Annotated in this window: 16 protein-coding genes and 1 pseudogene; 5 read left to right on the top strand and 12 right to left on the bottom strand. The window is 57.8% G+C overall.

What is annotated here, in order from left to right; translation table 11 throughout:
* Positions 1-6: 6 nt before the first annotated feature.
* From MUN86_RS25040 to MUN86_RS25020, 5 genes are all read right to left on the bottom strand, one after another.
* Positions 7-606, bottom strand: a complete 600-nt coding sequence (locus MUN86_RS25040) for an NADPH-dependent F420 reductase (protein ID WP_245126685.1) — start codon at positions 604-606, stop codon at positions 7-9.
* 67 nt (positions 607-673) lie between these two features.
* On the bottom strand, positions 674-991 hold the full coding sequence (locus tag MUN86_RS25035) for a GNAT family N-acetyltransferase (protein WP_245126683.1): 318 nt from the start codon (positions 989-991) through the stop codon (positions 674-676).
* 16 nt (positions 992-1,007) lie between these two features.
* Positions 1,008-1,925 carry a pirin family protein gene (locus tag MUN86_RS25030; RefSeq protein ID WP_245126681.1) on the bottom strand — a complete coding sequence of 306 codons (918 nt, stop codon included), beginning with the start codon at positions 1,923-1,925 and terminating at the stop codon, positions 1,008-1,010.
* A gap of 86 nt (positions 1,926-2,011) precedes the next feature.
* Positions 2,012-2,620 carry a Crp/Fnr family transcriptional regulator gene (locus tag MUN86_RS25025; RefSeq protein ID WP_245126679.1) on the bottom strand — a complete coding sequence of 203 codons (609 nt, stop codon included), beginning with the start codon at positions 2,618-2,620 and terminating at the stop codon, positions 2,012-2,014.
* A gap of 46 nt (positions 2,621-2,666) precedes the next feature.
* Positions 2,667-3,275, bottom strand: coding sequence for a Crp/Fnr family transcriptional regulator (locus MUN86_RS25020; RefSeq protein ID WP_245126677.1), 609 nt, complete (start codon positions 3,273-3,275; stop codon positions 2,667-2,669).
* 332 nt (positions 3,276-3,607) lie between these two features.
* Between MUN86_RS25020 and MUN86_RS31975 the strand changes: the two genes are divergently transcribed.
* Together MUN86_RS31975 and MUN86_RS31970 are read left to right on the top strand one after the other, a co-directional pair.
* The gene (locus tag MUN86_RS31975) at positions 3,608-5,224 is read left to right on the top strand and encodes a response regulator (protein WP_311182371.1); all 1,617 of its coding nucleotides are present in this window, start codon (positions 3,608-3,610) and stop codon (positions 5,222-5,224) included.
* A gap of 26 nt (positions 5,225-5,250) precedes the next feature.
* Positions 5,251-6,039, top strand: coding sequence for a sigma-54 interaction domain-containing protein (locus tag MUN86_RS31970; RefSeq protein WP_311182369.1), 789 nt, complete (start codon positions 5,251-5,253; stop codon positions 6,037-6,039).
* A gap of 78 nt (positions 6,040-6,117) precedes the next feature.
* Here MUN86_RS31970 and MUN86_RS25010 read toward each other — a convergent pair whose 3' ends face one another.
* A complete protein-coding gene (locus MUN86_RS25010; RefSeq protein ID WP_245126675.1) occupies positions 6,118-8,433 on the bottom strand; it encodes a tetratricopeptide repeat-containing sensor histidine kinase in 2,316 nt (771 codons plus the stop codon).
* Positions 8,434-8,789: 356 nt separating this feature from the next.
* Between MUN86_RS25010 and MUN86_RS25005 the strand changes: the two genes are divergently transcribed.
* Positions 8,790-9,932 (top strand): TlpA disulfide reductase family protein, encoded by a 1,143-nt coding sequence (locus tag MUN86_RS25005; RefSeq protein ID WP_245126673.1) that lies wholly within the window; start codon positions 8,790-8,792, stop codon positions 9,930-9,932.
* A 955-nt stretch (positions 9,933-10,887) separates the two neighbouring features.
* Entirely contained in the window at positions 10,888-13,257 is a 2,370-nt protein-coding gene (locus tag MUN86_RS25000; RefSeq protein ID WP_245126671.1) for a TonB-dependent receptor, read from the top strand.
* A gap of 405 nt (positions 13,258-13,662) precedes the next feature.
* On the opposite strand, the gene MUN86_RS24995 is transcribed toward MUN86_RS25000, so the two are convergent.
* The 6 genes and pseudogenes from MUN86_RS24995 to MUN86_RS24970 all read right to left on the bottom strand — a co-directional run bounded on the left by MUN86_RS24995 (position 13,663) and on the right by MUN86_RS24970 (position 22,595).
* Complete coding sequence (locus tag MUN86_RS24995) at positions 13,663-15,102, bottom strand: RagB/SusD family nutrient uptake outer membrane protein (protein WP_245126669.1); 1,440 nt, start codon at positions 15,100-15,102, stop codon at positions 13,663-13,665.
* Between the two features lie 35 nt (positions 15,103-15,137).
* Positions 15,138-18,298: pseudogene (locus MUN86_RS24990) on the bottom strand (SusC/RagA family TonB-linked outer membrane protein).
* A 1,418-nt stretch (positions 18,299-19,716) separates the two neighbouring features.
* Complete coding sequence (locus MUN86_RS24985) at positions 19,717-20,409, bottom strand: LytR/AlgR family response regulator transcription factor (protein ID WP_245126667.1); 693 nt, start codon at positions 20,407-20,409, stop codon at positions 19,717-19,719.
* Between the two features lie 3 nt (positions 20,410-20,412).
* A complete protein-coding gene (locus MUN86_RS24980) occupies positions 20,413-21,429 on the bottom strand; it encodes a sensor histidine kinase (RefSeq protein ID WP_245126665.1) in 1,017 nt (338 codons plus the stop codon).
* Between the two features lie 9 nt (positions 21,430-21,438).
* Positions 21,439-21,849 (bottom strand): DUF2846 domain-containing protein, encoded by a 411-nt coding sequence (locus MUN86_RS24975; protein WP_245126663.1) that lies wholly within the window; start codon positions 21,847-21,849, stop codon positions 21,439-21,441.
* Positions 21,846-22,595, bottom strand: a complete 750-nt coding sequence (locus MUN86_RS24970; protein WP_245126661.1) for a hypothetical protein — start codon at positions 22,593-22,595, stop codon at positions 21,846-21,848. Before MUN86_RS24970 ends, MUN86_RS24975 begins: the two co-directional genes overlap by 4 nt.
* Before the next feature lie 551 nt (positions 22,596-23,146).
* Between MUN86_RS24970 and MUN86_RS24965 the strand changes: the two genes are divergently transcribed.
* Complete coding sequence (locus MUN86_RS24965; RefSeq protein ID WP_245126659.1) at positions 23,147-23,968, top strand: SDR family NAD(P)-dependent oxidoreductase; 822 nt, start codon at positions 23,147-23,149, stop codon at positions 23,966-23,968.
* The last annotated feature ends 93 nt before the right edge of the window (positions 23,969-24,061 follow it).

Here is a 24,061-nt window from a genome sequence, read left to right as displayed (position 1 = left end):
CGCACGTTACACCGGAAACTGGGCTAGGTTATTTCCCGCCAACACGCCGGGAAACTGCTGGAAGCGGCCGCCCGTAGCCAAACTACCTAGGTCGATGCCTGCAAAGCCCATGGAAGCCAAGAACTGAAGCACTTCCGTTTTGGCCGAAGCGTCGTCGCCGGAAATGAAGATAACCCGCTTACCCGCTCCTTCGCTCGGGTCTAGGGCTAGGATGGCTGCTCCCAGCGCATTAAAGCCCTTTACCACGCGCGCACCAGGTGCCAGTTCAGCCACGATTTCCGTAGACGTTTTCTCGCCCAAGTCCAACGGCTGAAAATCGGGGTAGGAAATTGCATTCGTCGTGTCCATGAGTATCTGGCCCCGCCAGGCTGGCACCTGACCCAGGATTTCTGCCACGGCATCCCATGGGACCGACAGCAGCACGAGGTCGGCCTGCACGGCTTCCGCTACCGTACCCGCCCGCACGCTCGGACCTAGGGTAGCTGCCAACTCGGTGAGGGCGGCCGGCCCTGATTTACTGCTGATGACAATCTCAAAGCCAGCTTTGGCCGCGTGCCGAACAACTGCCTGAGCAATGTTGCCGGCGCCAATGGTTCCTATTTTCATGTATTTGGGCTAGGGTAAAAAGTGGACAACTATTTATGAGCGGTACTTGGTCAAGTAATTCAACCCGTTATTGCGCGCTAGCAGGCCGGTAGCCTGGGGCCACCAGCCGGTACCAGGCGGGGTGTTGGTGGAGGTAGCGCGCCACAAATGGGCACAGCGGAATAACAGTCAGATGGCGCTCGGCCGCCAGGAGCAGCACCTTTTCCACAAGGGCACTACCAACTCCTTGCCCTTGCAGGTCGGTTGGCACTTCGGTGTGGATCAGGCTAAGATAGTGGTGATGAAGCTGGTACTGTAGCAGCGCAGTAACCCCAGCAACTGCCAGCTCGAACTGCTGGTCGTAGGCGTTATCGGTGAGGGGTAGGGCTTGGTAGCTGGGATTCATACTTGGTAGCTGGGATTCATAGCAGGGTGATGCGGTTCGATAAATCCTGGGGCGACGTAACGGGCTCGTAGTGAATCTGCCCGTAGTCGCCGGCGAAAAAGTCTTCGTAAGCCGTGGCTATTTCGGCGTGGCTATTCATCACGAAGGGTCCCTGAGCTACGATGGGCTCGGTGTAGGGCTCCCCGCCGAAAACCAGCACGCCAACCGACCCAATGCTGGGGTTGGTGAAGGTGATGGGACCCATTTCCGGACCAAACAAGACCAGTTCGCTCTGGCCGTAGGGCTGGCCGTTGATGCGTACCGACTCGGCCGGGACGAAGGCGGCGTAGTCTTGACCAACTTTGGTGGCCAGAGAAAACGTGGCCTTGGGATTAAGCTGCAAATGGTATAAGAACTGCGGGCTGCTGGTGGGCACCGGTGAGGCAGCATCGCCCAGCGCCCCGAGCAGTACCCGCAGGCTACCGGCCGCCTCGGGCAGCAGCACCTCGGGCACCGCCGTTGGGTGCAGGGTTAGGTAGGCAGGAGCCTCGGCTTTGTGGCGGGCTGGCAGGTTTATCCAGAATTGCAGCGCGTGCAATACGCCACCGGTGGCTTGAAAATCCAGGCTGGGGTTTTCGTCGTGCAGCACGCCCCAGCCGGCCTTCATCCACTGCGCGCCGCCTGCCGCTACCACGCCGTGGTGGCCGGCGCTGTCGTAGTGCTCCAGGGCGCCGCTCAATACGTACGTGAAGGTGGCAATGCCCCGGTGGGGGTGGGCCGTTTCGCCGGTGGGCGCCTTCGGCACCTGGCTCTCGAACCGGGTGGGGTACACATGGTCCAGGAAAACAAACGGGCCCACGGTGGCCAGCATGCGGCTGGGCAGCAGCCGGTTGACGAGTAGCTTCCCTACTTTAACGTTGGTACCCCCAACCTGCGCGATGATGGATTTGGTCATGGCGTGCGTGCTAATTCGCAGCACCCGTGCTAGAATGCCGCTGCTGCAAAGGTGACAAGGTTGGCTAGGGGGAGCCTTGACTTTTATCAAGAAAGCGACTCGGCCGGCTGGGTTTTACCTTGCAGCAGCTTGGCGCGGACGCGGCTCAGCGTTTCCGGCAAAATACCTAAGTACGAAGCAATCAGATGCTGCGGAAAACGGTGTACGTATGTCGGGTGCTGCGAGAGAAAGGCCACGTAGCGCTCCTCGGCCGTGCTAGATATGGCGGCCTCTAAGCGCTTCTGGGTGGCAATTTCGTGGCGATGGTCCAGGCCTCGCATCAGCTCGGCCATGGCTGGCACAATGCGGATTAGCTCCTGCATGTGCGCGTGCGTAATCAGCAGCAGGCTGGTATTTTCCAGTGCATCAATATAGTAGCGGGATGGGGTAAGCAAGACGCAGCTCTCCCGGTCGCCTACCCACCAGTTTTCGACGCCCAAGCTGAGCACGTGCTCACCGCCTTTTTCGTCTACACCATACATACGTAGCGCGCCCGTGAGCACAAAGGCAAAGTGCTTGCACACCTCACCCGCGCGCAATAGAAAAGCTCTTTTCTTCAGCTTCTTCGGCGTAAACGAGGCGCAGATACGGGCAAAGTCCGCGTCGGAAATGGGCGTGGAAATCCCGGCGTCGATGTACGTGCGAAATGCTTGCATACCGTGGCAATAAGTGAATATAGGTCTGCTTGAGCGGTTGGTGGATTTAAGAGTTGCCCGCTGCGGCCAGGATAGGGACGGGCGGTAGTTTGGTACGGATGCGACTCAGGGTTTCGGGCGAAATACCCAAATACGAGGCAATCATAAGCTGCGAAAACCGCTGTATGTACGTCGGGTGCTGGGTTACAAAGGAAGCGTACCGTTCTTCGGCCGAGCAAGCTATGGCATCGTGCAGGCGCTTTTGGGCGGCAATAGCGTTGCGCTCGTCCTGGATGCGTACTAGGTCGGCTACCAGCGGCACCCGGCGCACGAGTTCCTGCGCTTGAGGGCAGTTGATGAGCAGGAGCTGCGTATCTTCTACAGCATCAATGTAGTAGCGCGAAGGCGTCAGTTGCGACCAGCTTTCTCGGTCGCCTATCCACATATTTTCCACCCCTAGCACGTGGATTTGCTTGTTGCCCCTGGCGTCCACGGTGTAGAGGCGCAACGCGCCCTGTACCACGAAGGCTTTATACTGACACACTTCCCCCGCTTGCAGTAGATACTGTTTCTTATGAAGCCTGTAGGGTAGTAGTTCCGCGGTAATCAGGGCAAAGTCAGCGTCAGAAATGGTTGAGCGGGTTTGCTGATCGATATAGTCGCGGAAAGCCTGCATAGCATGGACGAAGAAGCGGAAAAGGTTGTAGCTGCTCAGCTAGTTGCCAAATGGGTGCCAACGCCGTAGTTTAACTGGAGGACTGTAATCTAATAAGCTTTTTAACAGGAGTTTAAGGATGGTAAGCTGCTAGCTTTGCTGAGTTGTAAAATTCTCCATTGTGTTGGATTATCCAATATATTGGAGATTTTTTTTGGATAAACGCCCCTCACGCTACAGCTTTGCGGGGTCGATTACTCGTTGAAGCTTCCTGTCCAAGAAGCATCGGCATCATGCTTTTTTAGCTCCCTCAGGCACCTAGACAACTAGTTGCCCCGCCTCATCTGAAGCCCATGCTTTCCCCTGCCGAACCAGCCCTCGTTCTCATCGTGGAAGACGAGTTTCTCATTGCCAATGACCTAGGCGATATTCTGGAGGCGGCCGGCTACCAAGTGCTCGGGCTAGCCGAGTCAGGCGCCGAGGCGCGGGCCATGGTTGCCGAAGCGCGACCTAGCGTGGTTTTGCTGGACATCTTTCTGAAAGGCTCAGAAACAGGTATCGAGCTGGCGAACTGGCTGAATCAGTTGCACATTCCCTTCGTGTTCCTATCGGCCAACCTAACCGACGACGTGTTAGCCGCGGCGAAAGTGACCGAGCCGTACGGCTTCCTCAACAAGCCCTTTCGGGAGCGCGACGTGTTGGCGGCCCTCGAAATAGCCCGCTACCGCCACGCCCACAGCCAAGAAGCCAAGCTGCGCCAACAGCAGCAAACCCAAATGGCCGTGAACAAGGCCATTGCCACGCTGCACGACCGCGAGCAGCTGTGCCGCGCTATTGCCACGCAGGTCAATCAGTTTGTGCCCATCAACGTGCTCAATCTGTGTTTGAGCCAGCCCGAAGAGCAGATTTTTTACTGGATGCTGCTGCGCCGTACGCCCCAGGGCACGTTCGAGCGGGTGCGCTTGCCCGAGCTGCTGGGCCCTGATACGCCCTCGGAACGGCTAAGTATGCTCGCGCACCCGACGGCTGCCGAGCTAGGCGAGCGGCAAGGTATTTTCAGCGGGGCCGCTTTCGAGACCTTGAGCCAGGAATTCAGCATGGCCTGGGCGGTAGGCGACACCTTCGGCATTCAATCCATGGCGTTTTTTCCGGTGGTGTTGCAGCAGCGCACCTTCACTAGCCTGCAACTTGGTACCACGGCCGCCACCGGCTTTTCGGCCGATGACTACGCGGCCATTAGCCTCATCATCCCCCAGATTGCGCTGGCCCTGGACAACCTACTGGCCTACGAAGAGCTGGAAAGTCGGCGGCAAGTCAAGGCCACCGAACTAACGGTGGCCAGCGCGTTCCGCAATGGCCGCAACATCGCCGAAATAGCACCCCAGGTAGCGGCGGCCATCAGCGAGCTGCTGCCACTCGATTTGCTCAGCTTCTACCGGGTAGGGCGCGTGTTGCGCCACCCCAGCGCCATGGATGCCACCGTCGGCAACCAGGGCGGCCGCTTCCAACTGTTGCCCCTGGAAGCCATGCCCCTGCCTGACACCACTGAAGAAGCCCCACGCCTCCTAGCGGGCCTGGACTCCTGGCTGCAGCAGCCCCTGCTCAACGTAGGCGAGGCTGCTGCGCAAGCACGCGAGTTGAATCCGGTAACGCGCTACTACGGCAACTTGCTCCAACTCAAGTCCTCCATGTCGGTGCCCATCCGGCTGAAGGACCAGCCCGCCATCGTGCTCATCGTCGCCAGCAAAGCCGCTTACGCGTACACGGCCAAGGACTTACAACTCCTGCAAGAGCTCGCCGAACAGCTCGGCGTGGCCCTGGACAACCTGCTGGCTTACGAGCGCATCCGCCTGCTGAGCGAGCAGCTAGAGCAGGAGAAAACTTATCTCAGCGAAGAGCTGAAAACCAGCCACAACTTCGAGGAAATCATTGGCACCAGTCCGGCGCTGCTAACCGTGCTACGGGGGTAGGGCAGGTAGCGCCCACCGATGCCACCGTGCTGCTGCTTGGCGAAACCGGCACCGGTAAAGAGCTGATTGCCCGCGCCGTGCACAACAGATCGACCCGCAGTGCCCGAACGATGGTAAAAGTAAACTGCGCCGCACTGCCGCCGCAGCTCATGGAATCGGAGTTGTTTGGCCACGAAAAAGGCAGCTACACTGGGGCCACCGAGCGGCGCATCGGCAAGTTTGAGCTAGCGCATGGCAGCACCCTTTTTCTCGATGAAATCGGCGAGCTACCCCTAGAGCTTCAGGCCAAGCTGCTGCGTGTGCTTCAAGAGAAAGAAGTTGAGCGCATCGGCGGCAAAGGCCCGCTCCGGGTTGATGTGCGCATTATTGCCGCTACTAACCGCGAACTAGCCGAAGAAGTGGCCGCCGGCCGCTTCCGCGCCGACCTCTACTACCGGCTCAACGTGTTTCCGCTAGAGTTGCCGCCGCTCCGCACCCGGCCCGACGACCTGCTGCCGCTGGCCACCTATTTCCTGCGCAAGCTCAGCCAGAAGCTCGGCAAGCCCTTCACCAGTATTGCCAACGCCTCCCTGCAGCAAATTCAGCGCTATGCCTGGCCGGGCAATATCCGGGAGCTGGAAAATGTGTTGGAGCGGGCCGCCATTTTGTCCGCGCCCCCAACTCTGCAGCTCGCCGCACCGCTAGTGCCCAGCGCGCCCGCCCGCCCGGAGGTGAAACCCATGCAGGACACCATGCGCGACACCATCCTGGCCGCCCTCACCCAAACCAACTACCGCATTCGGGGCCGCGTGGGGCCGCTGTCTTGCTCGGCGTAAAGGCTACCACGCTGGAAGCCCGCATGAAAAAGCTCAGTATCCCCTCGCGCAAAGAAAGCCGCACGGACTAGTAGTGGCCTAGGCTACTGCTTCGGCATCGGCGTAAACGGGCTTTTTGCGGGTATCAAATTGCAAGCTGATGCACACGCCGTCGGCCGTGCTCACCGCTAGCTGGCCATCAATCTGGCGGCTTAATCCTTTGATAATGACCATGCCTAAGGTGCGGCTGCGCTTCAAGTCGAAGCCCGGCGGCAAGCCCACCCCGTCGTCGGTGATGGTGAGTTGGTAGAGTTGCGGCGCCAGGCAAAGCAGTCCGACCGTAAGCGTGCCGCGCCGCGGCGGCGGAAAGGCGTGCTTGAGCGCATTGGTCACGGCTTCGTTGATAATAAGGCCTAGGGGTGTCGCCAACGTGGTTTCCAACTCGATGGGGGCCAGCTCCAACTTCGTTTGCACCGACTGCTGACGGTCGAAAGACTGTATTAAATACGTCACGATTTCGCGGCCGTAGTCGGCCATGTTCACCCGGCCGATGTTGTCGGCTTGGTAGAGCTTCTGGTGCAGCAAAGCCATTACTTGCACCCGGTTCTGGCTTTCGCGTATGGCGGCCACCGCCTGCGGGTCATGCAAATGGCGCGATTGAGTAGCGAGCAAGCTGCTCACCACTTGGAGGTTGTTTTTCACCCGATGATGAATTTCCTTGAGCATCCAGTCCTTTTCCACTAGTAGCCCTTGCCGCTCTTCCAGCAACTGGTCCTTTTCACCTAAGACTTGTTCCAACGCCTTGTTCTTGCGGTTGATTTCCGCCTGCTGCGCTTCCAGCGCGTGTTGCTTCTGCTCCAGTAACCGAGTACTGCGCTGCTTGAGGCGGTAGCGGTTGTAGCCTAGGCCGAGCACTAAAACTAGCAAGACCGCGCCCCCCAGCACGGCGTTGCGCTGGAACTCGCGCTGTCGAATGGTCAGCTGTTGCACCAAGTTTTGCTTGGTCAGCAGGGCAATGCTTTGTTCGCGCTTTTCGGTGTCGAATTGAATCTGCAAGCCGGCCATTTGCTTGCTATTCTTCTCACTGAAGATGCTGTCGTTGATGGCTTTGTAACGCTTGTAGTGCGCAATGGCAGAGGGTAGATTGCCTTGGGCCGAATCAACTTTATACAGGAGCAAGCAGGTGTGGGCCATGCTGCTGCGGGTGAGCACTATTTGGCCCGCTGCCAATGATTTAAGCAGGTAGGTCCGCGCCTTGGCGTACTGCTTGGTGGCCAGGCAGCAAGCGCCAATGGTTAGGTAGGCTCCATGCAGCACGCGGGTATTATCGACAACATTCTTGCTCTTAAGGAACGATTCCACTTGCTTGCAATGGGCAGTAGCGAGGGCATATTGCTTGGTACGCAGATAGCAGCTTACAAGGCCTTGGGCTACAGCTAAGCGCGTGTAATCATCATAGGGCGGATACGCTTTGCTTTTCTCAAGAATGAGCGCCAGCGCCTCCTGCGGCCGGTTCTCGGCAAGCAATACGCGGGCAATGGTAGAAGTCAATCCCAGCGCCGTTTGGGTGTAGTGGTTGGCTTCTGCACTGCGCATCGCCAACCGATAGTACTGAAGTATCTTTTCCCGCTGGTCGAACTGCTGGTAAACGGCGCCTACCCGCATGTAATACGTGCACAGCATCAGGGTGTCCTGGCTGCGTTTGGCACTTGCCACAGCTGCCAGCGCGTGTTGGAGGGCGTCTTTGTAATTGCCCAGCGCATCGTCAGTAGCGGCTAGCAGGTCGAGGGACGAATGTTGTTTGCGGTAGCCAGCCGCCCGATACAGGGCAAGGCTGCGCAGCAGTTCTTGCCGGGCCCGCGCTGGCTTGCCCTGCATCAAGTAAGCGTCGGCTAGCTCTCGTAGCACCCGAGCTTCCTGCACCTGGTCGTGTACTGCTCCAAACAGCCGGACAGCCTGCTCGAGATACCGAATCCGCTGCGGATGGAGCGCCATCGATTTCTCGTAGGTTTCGCAGAGCAGATACCAGCCAATGGCTTCTCGGCGCCGGTTGTGTTGCTGCTGGCTACGCGCCAAGGCCTGCAAAACAACTTCCCGGCCTCCCGGGTCTTTGCGCAGCAAATATCCTAGCGCGTAGTCACTATCTATCTGGCCGGCAACATAGTGCAGGGCCTTGCTCAGGGCTTGCGCCTGGCGAATGCACACCGCTATGGTGTCCGGCTTCTGCATGTAGTAGTAGCGAGACGTCAGGTCATTGCTGAAGGCAACCAACAGCTTCACGCGGTTGGTATCCGGTGCGCTTCGCCTTAGCTTGCTGCGAAGGCTGTCAACTTCTGTCTGACTCAGAATAGGATAATAGGGCTCCGCTTGGCTGGTAAGGGCAAGCAACAACAAGAGCGCCAGCAGGTATTTCACAGGATGAGGATAAAGGCATAAGGACAGCAACCTACTGGAAATCCAGTATCCTAAGTTATCAGTCTATGCGCAGCTTCGGGTCGGTTTTTCCAGTCGGGCAGCTACAGTTTACCCCCTGGAGCTGGCCCGATTCGGTAAAAGTACAACTCAGTGCGGACTGCTAGCCTTGACTTTTATCAAGCAGGTTGGTCTCGTTGCAGGAGCAGATTCAAAGGCGGTGGTCCGTGATACTTCTTGATAAAAATCAAGGCTTACGAAGTAAGGATGCTTTCACCTTTGCGCTGATCATCAACTGGGCTGCTCGACATTCTTCCTCGGTCAGCTTACCCATCCTACTACACCACTTCTGCTGCACTATGCGCCGCTCCCTGCACTTCCTGTTCACCTTGGTTCCGTTAGTTGCCACGGCCCAATCGAAGCCGGCGCTGCCCGCTACTTTTATTGTGCAAGGCAGTTTACCGGCCAGTACGGCCCATATGGCCTATTTATACTACAAAAACGGTACGCAATCCATCGTTGATTCTGCCGCTGTGCATGCCGGACGCTTTCAGTTTAAAGGAAAAGTGCCCACTTTATCGCAGGCGACGCTCATTTTGCCTGCCCCTGGCACGCCGGTTGACCGGTCGCCGGAGCGACTGCCTGTGTATCTGGAAAAAGGTACCATTAAGGTTAGTGGCTCCGGGCAGGTCGTGTATGCTGCCGTCGAGGGCACCCCGCTCAACCACGAAAGCAGCAGTTTAGCAGCGCAAGTACAAACCTTTCGTAAGCAGCTAGACGCCTTGTACGCGGCCTACGAAAACCTACCAGCGGCTGGACGTGATACGCCTGCCGCCGAAGCCAAATTAAACCAGGAAGCCACTGCCATATATGAAAAGCGTCAGCAAGTGTACGCAGCTTACCTGAAGGCGCATCCTACCAATATGTACAGCCTCTACGTGTTGGAAAGCTACGTCGGGCCAATGCCTCAGGCTAGTTCGTACGCCGCGCTGTTCGAAGTCCTAGCTCCTACTGTGCGAAATTCGCCTTACGGCCAGGTTATACAGGAGCGCATTGCACAATTGCAACGGGTAGCGGTTGGAGCCGTAGCGCCTGACTTCAGCCAGGCTTCCCCGGACGGCAAGCAACTCAAGCTCTCGGACCTGCGGGGCAAATACGTATTAATCGATTTCTGGGCATCCTGGTGCGCGCCTTGCCGGCAGGAAAATCCTAATTTGGTTAAATTATATACAGCTTACAAAGCCAAGGGCTTCACCGTGCTTGGGGTGTCGCTCGATAACGCTACGCAACGGGCGGCGTGGCTGAAAGCAATTGAGAACGACGGCCTACCTTGGCCGCAAGTAAGCTCGCTCACCAAGCCCAACCCCGTGGCCCTGACCTACGGGGTAAACGCCATTCCCCAAAACTTTCTGCTCGACCCCCAGGGCCGCATTCTGGCCATCAACATGCGGGGCGAAGAACTATCGAAGAAACTGGCTGAATTATTAAATAAAGTGAATTAGCTGTACTCGCAGTCCAAGGAATTGGCTCTGCTTGTACTATTTGTCCCGTTGTTACACTGTGCTTTTAACTCGCTTCTCATTCCCCTGATAACGGACTGTGTCATGGGTCCGGTAAAGCATAGAACGGCAGTTGGTCTAACCGTCGGCATGTTTACGCTGTAAAGCTTGCTTGCTTTGCGGCACAGCTTAGATACATGATCCGGCTATCAAAATCAGCATTTATAATATCTTCAATTAAATACAGCCAACGGCCCCACTTTTTCTCTGGCCATCGATTTTTAGTGGCGACTGGCTTACTACAAATGAAAGACTAGCTGAGCGTCTCTAAGCTATTAATGCCCGATTCGGAATACGTGTTATTGACAGCAGGCGCTAACACAACTTCAAGCCACGACACAAGCACAAAATCTGGCGGACGTTGCTCGGCTCTCGCGTTTGCTGCACAAGTACATTAACAAATCGAGACGCCACGATTTCACCTCATTCGAGGCCGTTGCCGCCGGGCGCTGCGCCCGCTAGGCGGCCCAACCAACTAGCTTCGAGGAATCTTATCCTTGGTAGCCGTCACGCAAATAGGCTACGTGTGTCCGTCGCTTTTGAACGACCCGTCCTTCTACCGAAAGCCTAACTCTATCTCCCTAAGCCGACTACCTCAAGGGGATTTAGGTATAAGGCGCCATCACATCATGCTGCGCGCAGCCCTCCTTTAAGTTGAATTTTGAGGCGTCTCACTCGGTGCTGAAACGATCCACTAATTTTTTTCGGCCCGGCGTAGGGGGAAAGTCCAGTTTAGGTCTCTTATAGACGGAACGTTCCTCTTGGCCGCCTCGTGCGGCTCCACTTCACCCGGATGCAAGGGCCCATAGGCCTTCTCAACCACTTCGTAATTACTGCTTTCCACCGACAGCCATTTGCCGCTGCCTAGGCCGCGCTATGCCTGCAAAATTCAACATTCATGCGCCTTATTTCGCTACTTATCATGGTGTTATTGCTCAGTGCGGGCTTGTCCGTCCACGCGCAGGGCCTGAGCCAAACCATACGCGGACGCATTCTGGACCGTGAGTCGCAGCAGCCGCTGATAGGCGCCACGGTAGTGGTACTGGGCAGCAGTCCGCTGCTGGTGGGCACCGCCGATGTCAACGGCGACTTCAAGATTGGGCAGGTGCCAGTGGGGCGCCACACGCTCAAAATCAGCTTTATGGGCTACGAAGAACAGGTAATTCCCGAACTGCTGCTGGGCTCGGGCAAGGAGTTGGTGCTCAACATCGGGCTAGGCGAGTCCTTCACTAACCTCAAGGAGGTGACGGTGACCGGCGAGCGCGAAAAGGGCACTGCTCGCAACGACATGGCCACCGTGTCGGCCCGCTCGATTTCAGTGGAAGAAAGCAAGCGCTACGCCGCCAGCCTCTCTGACCCGGCGCGCACCGCCCAAACCCTGGCCGGGGTGTCGGGCACCTCGGGCGGCGACCTGAACAATGAAATTGTGGTGCGCGGCAACTCGCCCCGCGGCCTGCTCTGGCGCATCGAGGGCGTGGAAGCCCCCAACCCTAACCACTTTTCCGACGCCGGCGCCAGTGGCGGGGCCGTGAGCGTGCTCAGCACCAACGTGTTGGCCAACTCCGACTTTTTCACCGCCGCCTTTCCCGCCGAGTATGGCAATGCCTTGTCGGGCGTGTTCGATGTGCGGTTACGCGCCGGTAACAACGAAAAGCGCGAGTACGCTTTTCAGGCTGGGGTGCTGGGGGTGGAGTTTGCAGTGGAAGGGCCATTCAACGCACGCTCCAGGGCATCGTACTTGGTAAATTACCGCTATTCCTCGCTGGCTTTGCTTAACAACTTGGGCCTAGACGTAACCGGCAACGGTGGCGTGCCCAAGTACCAGGACCTTTCCTTTAAAGTCAATGTGCCCGTGGGTCGGCATAACCTCGTGCTCTGGGGCATCGGCGGACTAAGCAGCAACAGTTCCCGCGCCGACCGCGACTCCAGCCAGTGGAAGCGCTATTATGACCGGTTCGATGACGTAAGTTCTTCGGATGTGGCCACTGGCGGCCTCACCTACACCCACGTCCTCAACGAGCGCGCCTACCTGGAAACCGCCCTCACGGCCTCGGGCGACCGCCACGGCTACAAAGCGTACGTGGTGGGCGAGGGCTATAACCGCGAACTCGATGACGACCAGCAGTTCGTTAATACCGCCCTGCGAGGTTCACTGCTCTACAACTACAAGCTCAACGCCCACCACACCCTGCGCGTCGGCGCCATTGTCAGCCGCCTGGGCTTCGACGCCCGTAGCGGCTTTCGCTCCGACGACTACGGCGGGCAGTTTGTGCAGTTTCTGCAGCGCACCGGCTCCACCACTACTACCCAAGCCTACGGGCAATGGAAGTACCGCGCCACCGAGCAGCTTACCTTTACCAGTGGCGTGCACTTGCTGCGCTTTGGGCTGAATGGCAACACGGCCCTGGAGCCACGCCTAGGCGCCCGTTGGGCTTTTTCGCCCAAGCAGTCGGTGTCGGCGGGAGTGGGGCTACACAGCCGTTTGGAAGTTCCGTTTGTGTACTTCACCCAACTGCCGCAGGCCGGGGGCGGCTACACCGAACCCAACCGCAACCTGGGCCTGGCCCGGGCCCTGCACTACGTACTCAGCTACGACAATCAACTGCGCCAAGACCTGCGTCTGCGCGTAGAGCCGTATTACCAGTATCTCTACCACGTAGCCATCAGCCCGGACCGCGCCAGCACGTTCGCGGCCCTCAACTACAGCGGCGGCGCGCCCACCGAAGCCTTGGTGGCCCGCGGCCGCGGCCAGAACTACGGCCTAGACGTTACCCTCGAGAAGTTCTTCACGGGCCAGTACTACTTCCAACTCACGGGCTCGCTCTACGACTCCCGCTACCAGGCTGCCGACGGCCGCTGGCGCAACACCCGTTACAACGGCAACTACGTGGCCAACGCCTTGGGCGGGCGCGAGTTCAAGGTAGGACGTCAGCAAAACAACCTGGTCAGCCTGAACCTGCGCCTGCTCTGGGCCGGCGGCAACCGCTACACCCCCGTCGACCTAGAGGCCTCTCGCCAGGCTGGCTATGCCGTGCTGCTCGAAGACCGCGCTTGGGCCGAACAGGGCCCGTCCTACTTCCGCCTCGACCTGCGGGCCAGCTACCGCAAGAATGCTCCCCGTGCCTCGCACATCATTTCCCTCGACCTCCAAAACGCCACCAACAACCAGAATATTTATGGCCGCTTCTACGACCGGTATTCTCAGCAGTTGGAAACCAATTACCAGACCTCGCTGGTGCCGTTTCTAAACTACCGAGTTGAATTTTAAAACTTGGCCGAACAGTAGTGCAAATACGCTTTCTGTTGGTATCTAGGAGCTATGGCAGAACGTAGCTGGCCACTACCATCTAGTGAAAAAGTATGCGTAACAATCAAAGGTTAGAACCACGCCGCCGTTTGGGGTTGGACAGCTTAACCTTGTAGCCCGGCTGCGCAATCACCACCCGCTAGTTAGTGTATAGCTACACGTGTTGTTGAGTGTCTTGCGGCCTGAAAGTCAGTTCTAAAGAGGCCAAAAACCCAAAAGACTGTCGCCTTCGCGCTTCTTAATTTAACGAGCTTCGAGGAAAGCCCTTGCCTAGTGATGACAAGGGTTTTCCTCGAAGCTCGTTAAATAAGTGGGCGCGGCAAGTCCCCTAAAGCCCGTTGCCGGGTTGTTCGCTATTGGCCTCGCTTAATACCCAGGGTTTTGTACTAGGTTGGGGTTTAGATCTATCTCCCGCTGGGGAATCGGGAACAGGTTGTCGTTTTCATCGACGTTGGTTTTGCCTTTGGGCCGCAGCACACTCACCAGCCGGTTGGTGCGCACCAGGTCAAACCAGCGGTGCCCTTCGGCGTGCAGTTCCCAACGCCGCTCGTCCCACAGCCGCTGGCGAAACCCGTCTTTGCCGAGCGCGGCCGCGAAGTCTACCGGGGAGGCAGCCGTCAGCGAATTGCCGTAGGCCCGGCGCCGGATGGGATTAACGGCGGTGAGGGCGGCCGCCGTGGGGCCGCTGAGCTCGTTTTCCGCTTCCGCAAACATCAGCAGCACGTCGGCGTACCGGATGATGGGGAAGTTGTTGTTGGCTTCGCCGAAAGCACGAGCCGTGGGGTCCTGGTACTTGTTGAAGTGCTGGAAGGTTGGAACCACCTGGCCGGCCGCATTAACAAAAGAATTAATAAACAGCTCTTTGCGCTTATCCCCGTTTTGAAAGCTGTTGTAGAACTCTGGGGTGGGATAAAACGACCCGAAGCCGCGGCCAGTAATAAGCGAGTTTTCCGGCGCGAAATACGTAATCATGCCGCTGCCCTGCCCGACGCCACCCCCCACGAATTGCAGCTCGAACACCGATTCGCGGCCGTTCTTGTTGGCTATGGCGAACACATCGGCATACCGGTCAAACAAACCGTAGCCGTAGCGGCTGGCATTGTCGATGAGTTCCTTGGCTTTGTCACGGGCCTGGGCGTATTCCTTGCGGGTCAAATACACTTTGGCCAGAAAAGCCTTGGCCGCGCCCGCCGTGGCCCGGCCAGCGTCCGCGCCGGTGAATTTGTCGGGCAACGCGGTTTCGGCCGCCGTAAAGTCGGCTATAATTTGGGCGTACACCTCGTCGGCCGTGGCCCGGGTGGCGTTGCGGCCGTCGGTTAGCGACTTGGTTTCGGTTACGAGCAGCGGCACGCCCCCGTACCAGCGGACCAAGTAGAAATAGTAGAAGGCTCGCATAAACCGGGCCTCGCCCACCAGCCGGGTTTTGAGCGCCTCATCCATAGAAATGCCTGGAATACGCTCGATGGCCGCGTTGGCCCGGTTGATACCCTGGTAGAGAACCTGCCAGCTCTGGGCAACTACCCCGTTGACCGCGTTGGTTTGGAAGCTCCAAATCTGAATTCGGTCGGCGTTGTTGGCCAGCAGATCCATGTCGTCGGACGGAATGTCGCCCATGATGATGAGGTTGCGGCTCTGGTCGCCGATCTGGTTGGCGACGTCGTAGACGGCATTGACGGCGGCCACGGCATCACCGCCGTTGGTGTAAAAGTTTTGGGGCGCCAGCGAGGAGGGCGGTACTTCCTCGAGGGAGCAGGCCCCGCTGCCCAGGGTCAGGGCGAGCAGTAGTAGTGGTTGAAGTAATTTCATGGGCGAGATGCGCGAAGCGTTTACGTGAGGGAACCTTACAGGCCGATGTTGAGGCCCGCCAGGACTATTTTGTTGCTGGGGTAGCTGCCGTAGTCGGTGCCCTGGCTCAGGGCGCTCTGCCCGAACCGGTTCACTTCCGGATCGAAGCCGCTGTAGTTGGTGAAGGTTAGCCAGTTCTGCAGGCTCACGTACACGCGCACGTTGGTGAGCTTCGCTTTTTTAATGAACTCCTTGGGCAGCGAGTACGCCAAATTGATGTTGCGGACCCGCAAATAGGAACCGTCTTCGATCTGGCGGTCGGAGATAACGTAGGCGTTTCCCACGGCATTGGCGCGGGGAATGGTGTTGGTCGGATTGGTCGGCGTCCAACGGTTAAGCACCTCGCGGCTCTGGTTGCTGACGCCCGTCAGCGACTCCAACTCAAAGCGGTTAATATTGAAGATGCTGTTGCCCGACGTGCCCTGCAAAAAAATGCTTAACTCGATGCCCTTGTAAGCAAACGTGTTGGTTAGTCCCCCGAACAGCTTGGGCTGAGCGTACCCTAGAATCACCCGGTCGTTGGCGTTGATGACGTTGTTGCCGTCCTGGTCCACATAGCGGCGGTCGCCGGGCCGGGCGGTGGGCTGGGCGGAAGCTGCCACCTCGTCTGGGGTTTGGAAAAGGCCATCGGTTCGGTAGCCGAAAAACGTCCCGATCTGCTCACCAACCCGCACTATCCCGGAATTAGGCAGCTGCAAATGGCCGCTGGCTTCCCCGGCCGCGAATTCCCGCTGCCCACCCAAGTCGAGCACTTCGTTGCGGTTGGCGGCGATGTTAAACGAGGTCGACCACGTGAAGGCGCCCGTCAAGTTGTTGGTGTTAAGTCCGAGCTCAACCCCGCGGTTACGAATGCTGCCTAGGTTTTGCAAAGCCATGGCGTAGCCCGAGATGTAGGGCAGGGGCACTTGCAAGAGCAGGTCAGTGGTTTTCTTGTTGTAATAATCGCCCGTCAGCGCGATGCGGTTGTTCCACAAACCTAGGTCGAAGCCCAAATCCAGCTGGGCCGTGGTTTCCCAGCGCAGATCCGGGTTGGCCACCCGCACGGGCCCGATGCCAATGGCGACGGTGTTGTTGAAGTTGGCGTTTTGGGTGCCCAAAGCGGCCAGCGACTGGTACTGCCCGATTTCCTGGTTGCCGCTCACCCCGTAGCTGGCTCGCAGCTTCAGGTCGCCGATTACCGGGTTGTCTTGCAGAAACCGCTCTTCCGACAAGCGCCAGGCCACCGAAGCCGACGGAAAGACGGCGTACTTGTTGCCCGCTCCAAACCGCGAGGAGCCATCGGCCCGCACGGTGGCCGTGAGCAGGTAGCGGCCCGCGTAGTCGTAGTTGGCCCGCCCGATAAACGAGTTCAGCTGCCACTCGTTGGCCGAGGAGGTGGGCACGAGGGCAGTGGAAGCGCCGCCTAGGTTGTCATAGGAGAGAATGTCGTTGGCAAACCCCTGGGCCGCTGCCCGCGAGGTCTCGAAGCGGCTACCCTGCATGGTGAAGCCGGCCAGAAATGTGAGGTTGTGAATTTCTCCGAACGTTTTCACGTAGGAAAGCGTGTTTTCGTTCAGCCAGGAAGTGGACTGCTCGTTGATAATTTCCCCTCGCCCGCCCAGCTGAATACCCGTAGCCGTATTGCGGGATATATAAATGCTGTTTTTATAATAATTCACGTCGGCCCCGAAGCTGGTGCGTAGCGTTAGTTCGGGCCGGATTTTGTAGTCCACGAACACGTTGCCAATCAGCCGGCTGCGCACCGTCAGGTTGTCGGTGCCCAGGGCCTGGGCCACCGGGCTGCCAATCTGAATCCGGCCGGGGGTGTTGAACACCACCAGGGTGCCATCGGGATTGTAGACGGGCTGGATGGGCGAGAAATTCAGCGCCCCGTACACCACCGCGGCGCTGTTACCGCCGTCCGTGTCGGTGGGCACCGCGTCGTTGCGGCTGCGCACCACGCTCAAACTGTTGCCGATGCTAAATTTCTCGTTGAGCTTATGATCGAAGTTGAAACGGAACGAACCACGGTCGAAGCTGGAATTAAGGATAATGCCTTTTTGATCGAGGAAGTTGGCCGACAGCGCGTAGCGGGTTTTATCGCTACCGCCAGAAGCCGTTAGCTGATAGTTCTGCATGGGCGCTTCGCGGAAAATCTCGTCTTGCCAGTCGGTGCCGCCCCCGTAACCAGCAATCTGCTCGTCGGTGAACACCCGGGGCCGGTTGGCATTCACCTGAGCCTCGTTTACCAGTTCTGCGTATTCGGTGGCGTTGAGCAGCGGAAGCTTTTTGCGGACTTGCTGCACGCCGTAGTACATCTCGAAATCCACCCGGCTCTGGCCCGCTTTGCCGCGCCGAGTAGTTACGAGCACCACGCCGTTGGCCCCGCGCGAACCGTAAATAGCCGTGGCGGAAGCGTCTTTGAGCACCTCGATACTTTCGATGTCGTTGGGATTCAGGCTGGAGCCGTTTTCGTTGTAGACCGGAAAGCCGTCGATGACGTAGAGCGGCTCGTTGCCGGCGTTGATAGAATTGCCCCCCGAATGCGAATGGACACCCCGCCGCCCGGCGCGTTGGAGGCCTGCGTAACAAACACGCCCGGCGCCCGTCCTTGCAGGGCCTGGCCCACGCCGGTCACCGGCACGGCCTTGATTTCCTGGCTTGACACCGAGGCAATAGAGCCGGTAACGTCGCTTTTGCGCTGGGTGCCGTAGCCCACTACCACTACGTCGGCGAGCTGCTTGGTATCCTGCTTAAGGGTGATGTCTACCACCGAGCGCTGACCCAAGGCGACTTCCTGGGAGGCAAAGCCCACGAAGCTGAACACCAGCGTCACGGCCCCATCGGGGACGGTAAGCTGGTAGCGCCCGTCGGGACCGGTGGCCGTGCCTTGGGTGGTCCCCTGGCTGGAACCTTTGACCACCACCACCACTCCGGGCAAGCCCTGGCCAGCTACATCGCGCACTATGCCTGAAACCGACCTGTCGACTACAGTTGTGCGGCTTGGCCGCACCGGCGCGGAAACCAGCGCCGGCTCCGCGCTAACAGCTGCCAAGGCAGTTGCCGCGGCTGGGTTGCCGGGCCGGGAGGGAATCAGGGAATGCGGATACGCCGGGCGCGGGTCGGCGAACAGGGGCAGAAACAAAATGGCTTGACACCACGGCTGGGAAGGTTTCATGGGGATGGAGTGGGTTGATAAAGAAGAAGCGCTTACCTAGACTGTTTTGCTGCTGCTTTCCGAGCGGCAGATTATCAGAGTGGAAACCCTAATAACTAGTGCGGAAAAAAGGACGCAGGAGAATAGCGGGAAAGGTGAAAAATTGAGTTGGCCGTTACACAACGGCTACAGCTGCAGCCAGGGCAGGCTGCTTGCGAGAGGGACGGAGCGCCGAAGCACGACGCGTAAGCGATAGTTGGCGTACTCTAGGGGCACGGCTATCTTGTTCTCAAGGGGCGTAACGCCTGCGCTGTGCAGGAGCAGCAATCAGTGAGGTTCATCCCGCTTCGCCTAATGAGCAAGGCTGGACAAGCTTAGCAGTAGCGGCCCACTAACATGTTACTGTCGAGTAGGTCCAGGCCTTCGATTCTTTGGCGGCTTACCCTACAGCTATAGCAACTCTAGCCTACCCACTCATCCCCGCAGCACTCTGCTGAATCTGGCGTTTGAGAGGTTTGCTTTTCGGTCTAAACCAACGGTAGGATAGAACCTATATGTCAGGCCGGAAATAAGCTAGGGGCGCTATCAGATCTAATAGAGTCACTGACTGACCCTGCTCACCATGGGACGAGGTGGGAGAGTCTACTCATACCGCTGAGCGGCTTTAGCGCGGAAGGGAGGGGCAATAAATACCGTAATAAAGTAGCTTGTTGAATCATAGAGCGCACGAGAAAGTAGAACGGGTGGTAACAGGCAAGCGGCTATCCGGCCAAAACCTCATGTGAGGTAAAGAGTGGGACGTACTTAAAAAATACAATAAGCAGGCAATGTGTTACGTCCGACGGTCGAGCGTACCACAACAATTATCGGTTGATAGGCGCGATGCCTAGTTGTTATCTAATAGGATAACATCACGGAATTAAGCGTGTATATCAGGCTATTAGTCAAAAAACTCAAGCTTAAATCAAAAATAATTTCCGTAAACGTTTACGACGACGCTCCTGTTTGCCGTTTAGCATAGAGCTATTTTGTTTCTCGAAATCATATAACTCGCTTTCAACGCTTTTAGCGCGTCTATACTTGCCGCGCAACGGACCGGCCTGCCGAGCGCAGTTGCGTAGCCCTAGCAAATCGCTTTTCCAGCTTCTTGCAGTAGTTTAGTAAGCGTAATCAAAAAAAGTAGGCGAGATTCAAGGTCCGGAGAGTCGGATTGAGTTATCCAAGGAAAAAGAATCGTAGGGGGATAATACTAGGCCATTCGCTAGGCGGGGAAGCGCCTCTTTGAAGGAATGAGTACTATAAGTAAACGGTAGCGCGTATCAGAAGCCGTTGAGGGGGTGCCACGTTTTGTATTGCCTTGTAACCCACTATATATATTGGATAGGTTTGGCTACCATCGCAGCCTGATAATGCCGCACTAACACGTCGACTGCACAGCTTTAGCGAGCGTTCCTTTTTAGTAAGCGGTTTTGCAAGGACTCCCGGTAGCTTTCGGCGAGCGGAATAGAAACCGTGCCGACGGTCACCTGATGGCGCTCAATTTTGCGAATGGCCTTCAGCGCGACGATGTACGATTTGTGAACCCGAATAAACTCCTCGGCCGGCAAGGTGGCGAGCATGTCCGCCAGGGTCATGCGGGTGGTCACCAGTCGGTCTTGTTCGTGAATAAACAGCAAGTTGGTATCTGATTGAATGTAGAACACCTGCTCCACGTTTACCCGAATCCAGTCGTAACCATCTTTAACAAAGATGCCGGGCGCGCCTTCGCGGGCGGGCATTACCTGCGTGTAGGCCCGGTTGCAAGCTTGCAAAAACCGTCCAAACTCGATGGGCTTAAGTAGGTAGTCGAGCGCTTGCAGAGAGAAGCCTTCCACAGCGTGCTCGGCGTATGCCGTAGTAAACACGATGGGCTTTTGCAGGGGCGCTAGTAGCCGGGCAAAATCCAGACCGAGCACGTCGGGCATTTGAATGTCTAAAAACAGCAGGTCGACTCGCTCTGTGTGCAGGCAAGCCAGGGCCTCGGTGGTACTAAGGAAGGAGTGGGTGAGCTGTAGAAACGGCACCTTGGCAGCGTAGCGTTGCAGCACCTCCAGGGCAGCGGGCTCATCATCAATGGCGATGGCGTGGAGCATAACCTACAAGTCTAGGGTGAGGGAGACGGTAAACGAATCCACGGTTTGCTGGATGAGGAGCTCGTGTCGGTTGGCGTACATCAAAGCCAGCCGTTGCCGGGCGGTGGCAATGCCAGTGCCCGGGCCGAGCCTGGTGGCCGCTGCAGGGGCAACACTGTTGGCCACGTGCATGCGTAAGCGGTGGTTTTCCACGACCACCCGTAGGTCGATGTACGACGGCTGGACGAAGCTAAGCCCATATTGGTAGGCGTTTTCGACGAACGGAATCAGTAGCAACGGGGCAATAGGAGCCGGTTGGCCGTCCCATTCCAGCTGGGTCGACACGCGCAGAGTGTCGCGCTCGGGCAGGCGGGCGCGTTGCAGGGCCAGGTACTTTTCCAGAAACGAAAATTCGTTCTCGATGGACGTGAGCGGCTGCTTCGACTCCTGCAGGGTGAAGCGCATAATGCCCGCGAGCTGCTGAATCAGGTCGGCCACCGTTTCGTTGTCGGCGCGCTGGGCCTCGTTGTAGATGGTGTTCAGGGCATTGAACAGAAAGTGTGGGTTGACCTGGGCCTTGAGCGCCGTCAGCTCGGCCTCAATCTTTTGCTGCAGCAGCTGGTCTTGCGCGCGGCGGGTCCGAAATGAGTCCGCTACGTACCCATAGGCCATGATTACGGCCAGCAGCACGGCCGTCACCAGCAGGTTTTCGTCGATAAAGTCGGGCACGTGGTCGGTCCGAACTTGGAGCAGCTCGAACAGCAGCCACGCCAGCCCACACAGCCACGTCCAGTACACCAACCCGGTTTCGCGGCGCAGCAACCACCGCTGAAACGCCAACCGGTAGTTGAGATGGGCCACGGCCCCTAAGCCGGCCAGCAGCAGCCCGATGCCCAACAGGTACCGGGCCAGGCCACCAACGTCGGGCACGGTCTCTTCGTTTTGCCACACACCCACGTACAGCAGCCCGCCCCAGTAGGCCAGTAGGCTGGTAAACGTAACGCCGAAAAGCAAGGCAGTGGTTTGCCGGGACAGGGGCATAGCAGGCAGTTAATTGGGGCGGGGCAAGCTCACGGGTTTGATGCCTTGCAACTCTCGCTGGGCCTGCTCGGGGCCGATGGACACGAGCAGGAGCATCTGGCTTAAAAAATCAACTTCTTCGATGGCTTTCACATAATAGGTGCGGCCGGGCTGCGCGTCGATCCACAAGGTCTGGTTTTCAGTCACGTAATCCCGCGCTGACTCGATTTTTATTCGTCCCGGGGGCAACTCAACTTGCAAGTAGCGATTGGTGGGCAGCTTTCCTAGCTTTTGGTCGTTGACGTTGATAGTATAGGTGCCGCCGCCAAATTCGCGGGTGCGATAAAGGATGAGGCGCGCTTGTGAGCTGCGGGTTTGGCCGGCCTCGAAGAACAGCCCGCTCAGCAGCAGCCACATCTGGACCAGCAAGTGCGCTTTCATAAATCCTTCACTCGGTCGAAGTTGAGGGAGAAGTTATAGCCGAGCTGCAGATAGAACTGGCTGATACGGTCGGTTGGTGCGCCTTGTAATACGAAGGCATCCGACTGCCACGCCTTAGGGCGCAGTCCCCGCCGGTAGCCCGCGCGCAAAAGATATTCGGCGCTCCGTTTGCGTTTCTCCCGCTGAACAAACTCCACGTTGAAGTCGAGGTAACGGTTGGTCAAGCGCAGGGAAGGAATGTTGCCGGGCTGGTTGTACTGCGTTAGGTCCTGCCAGTCAACGTGCTGCAGGGTGAAACGATAAACGCTGTATTTATATAAGATAGTGCCGGAGCCCACATTCAGGTAGATGCGGCGGTTGCGACCGTTCAGAACATCGTAGCCCAGCATTGTACCCACGTAGTCTGCGTGGTTTAGCTGGGCTTCCCGTTTGTTGCCGTAGTGCGCCTCAGAGAGAGTTAAGTCGAGCCCGCGCCCGCCTTGCGACATAAACTTGAGTCGTTTGTAGCGAAACCCGCCGTTCCAGTGCGCAAACTGCCCGAATGAAGGGGCCGGCTTGATCTGGTTAGCTCGAAAATAAGACCGCAGGTTGGGTGTGCTGGTCGTGGCCACTGCGAAGCTGATAGAACTGACAATGCCGAACTTGGAATTGCTTTTTGGCGGAATAGCAGATGTCGCCACAGAGTCCGGCGTCTGGCTCATCGCCGCCCGACTCAATAAGAGAAACAAAAATAAGAAGCGCTGCATACACGTGGGGATAGGGAGTAGTTGACGCTTCAAAGCAAACCCGACTCCGTAGCTTTAACAACTGGGTGTGGCCAACACGGCAAAGTTGGTGGGCAAACCCACCAACTTTGTGGCATCGGTCACCCCATAGCCTTTCGCGAACGGTGAGTGGGGAGACAACAGGGTGGTTTTCCGCCGCTGGGCAAAACTTGCTGCTTCAGAACCCGCTGTCCCGGGGAGCCTACAGTAGCCTTACAGGGTTAAGAGAATAGGCGCAAGCCTAATGCTGTTTGTCGTAGTACAAGGCGTAACAGCATAGAGGCAGCTTCGTGGAAGTTCGCTACCTGGCCCAACCTCACCAACTGTTCGAGCATTGCGCAACAGGCACTGCCACTTTTCTTGTACTGCGGCTTGTAGACCCTGGTACCACTCTACGCCCGTCAGCGCTATAAAGCGCACCTTGCCGGCAGTGCTGCGCCAACGTTAATCTGTTTCATAATTTCCTCCTTTTGTATCCGCCGGGCACTGGGCCGTCTCCGCAATTTTGGGTTCTTACTCAACCTTTATATCAGATGGCTAAGACACTCTTCATTACCGGCGCTTCCCGTGGATTCGGGAGACTGTGGGCCGAAGCTTTTTTACAACGCGGCGACCAGGTGGCAGCCACTTCCCGCAACGTAGCAGGCCTGCAAGACCTCGCCGATACGTACGGCGCAACGTTCCTGCCGCTAGCCCTCGACATTACCAACCGCGCCCAGTGCATAGCCGCCGTGCAGCAGGCCAACGACCATTTCGGCAGCCTCGATGTAGTCATCAACAATGCCGGGTATGGATTAATCGGCGCTGTGGAGGAAGTTAGCGAGCAGGACGTGCATGACGTTATCAACGCGAATCTGCTCGGCACGCTCTGGGTAACGCAAGCGGCCCTGCCCATCATGCGGGCACAAGGCCATGGACACATTATTCAATTGTCCAGCGTGTTGGGTGTTACTAGCGCGCCGGCCATGGGTCTCTACAGCGCCACCAAATTTGCGGTGGAGGGGCTAAGCGAGGCGCTGTCTCAAGAGGTGGAGAGCTTCGGCATCCGGGTAACGCTGGTCGAGCCGAACGTGTTTAAAACTGACTTTGGGGGCTCATCGGCCGTGCAAAGCCAGACGATTGCCGCCTACGACCAAGTGAAGGCGAGCCTGTGGGGCATCCCGGCTTTCGACCCGGCCAACTATGGCAGCCCCGAGGCTACCGTACCCGTCATCCAGCAACTGATCGATTCCGACAACCCGCCCCGGCGCTTGTTTATGGGTCGCGCGGCCTACCCCTGGGTTGAGCAGGCCTACACCGAGCGGCTAACTTCTTGGCAGGAGTGGCAAAGTGTGGCCGTGGCGGCCCACGGATAAGCCGCCGAGCGTTACCGACGCGAAACGGCCCCTGTTGCGAGACTTGTCGGGGCAGGGGCTGTTTTGCTATCTTCCTATTTCTATTGCCAGTTG

This window comes from Hymenobacter volaticus (genome assembly GCF_022921055.1).
Classification (GTDB): domain Bacteria; phylum Bacteroidota; class Bacteroidia; order Cytophagales; family Hymenobacteraceae; genus Hymenobacter; species Hymenobacter volaticus.
The sequence above is the reverse complement of the archived record's forward strand: the minus strand, read 5'-3'. Positions and strand labels throughout refer to the sequence as shown.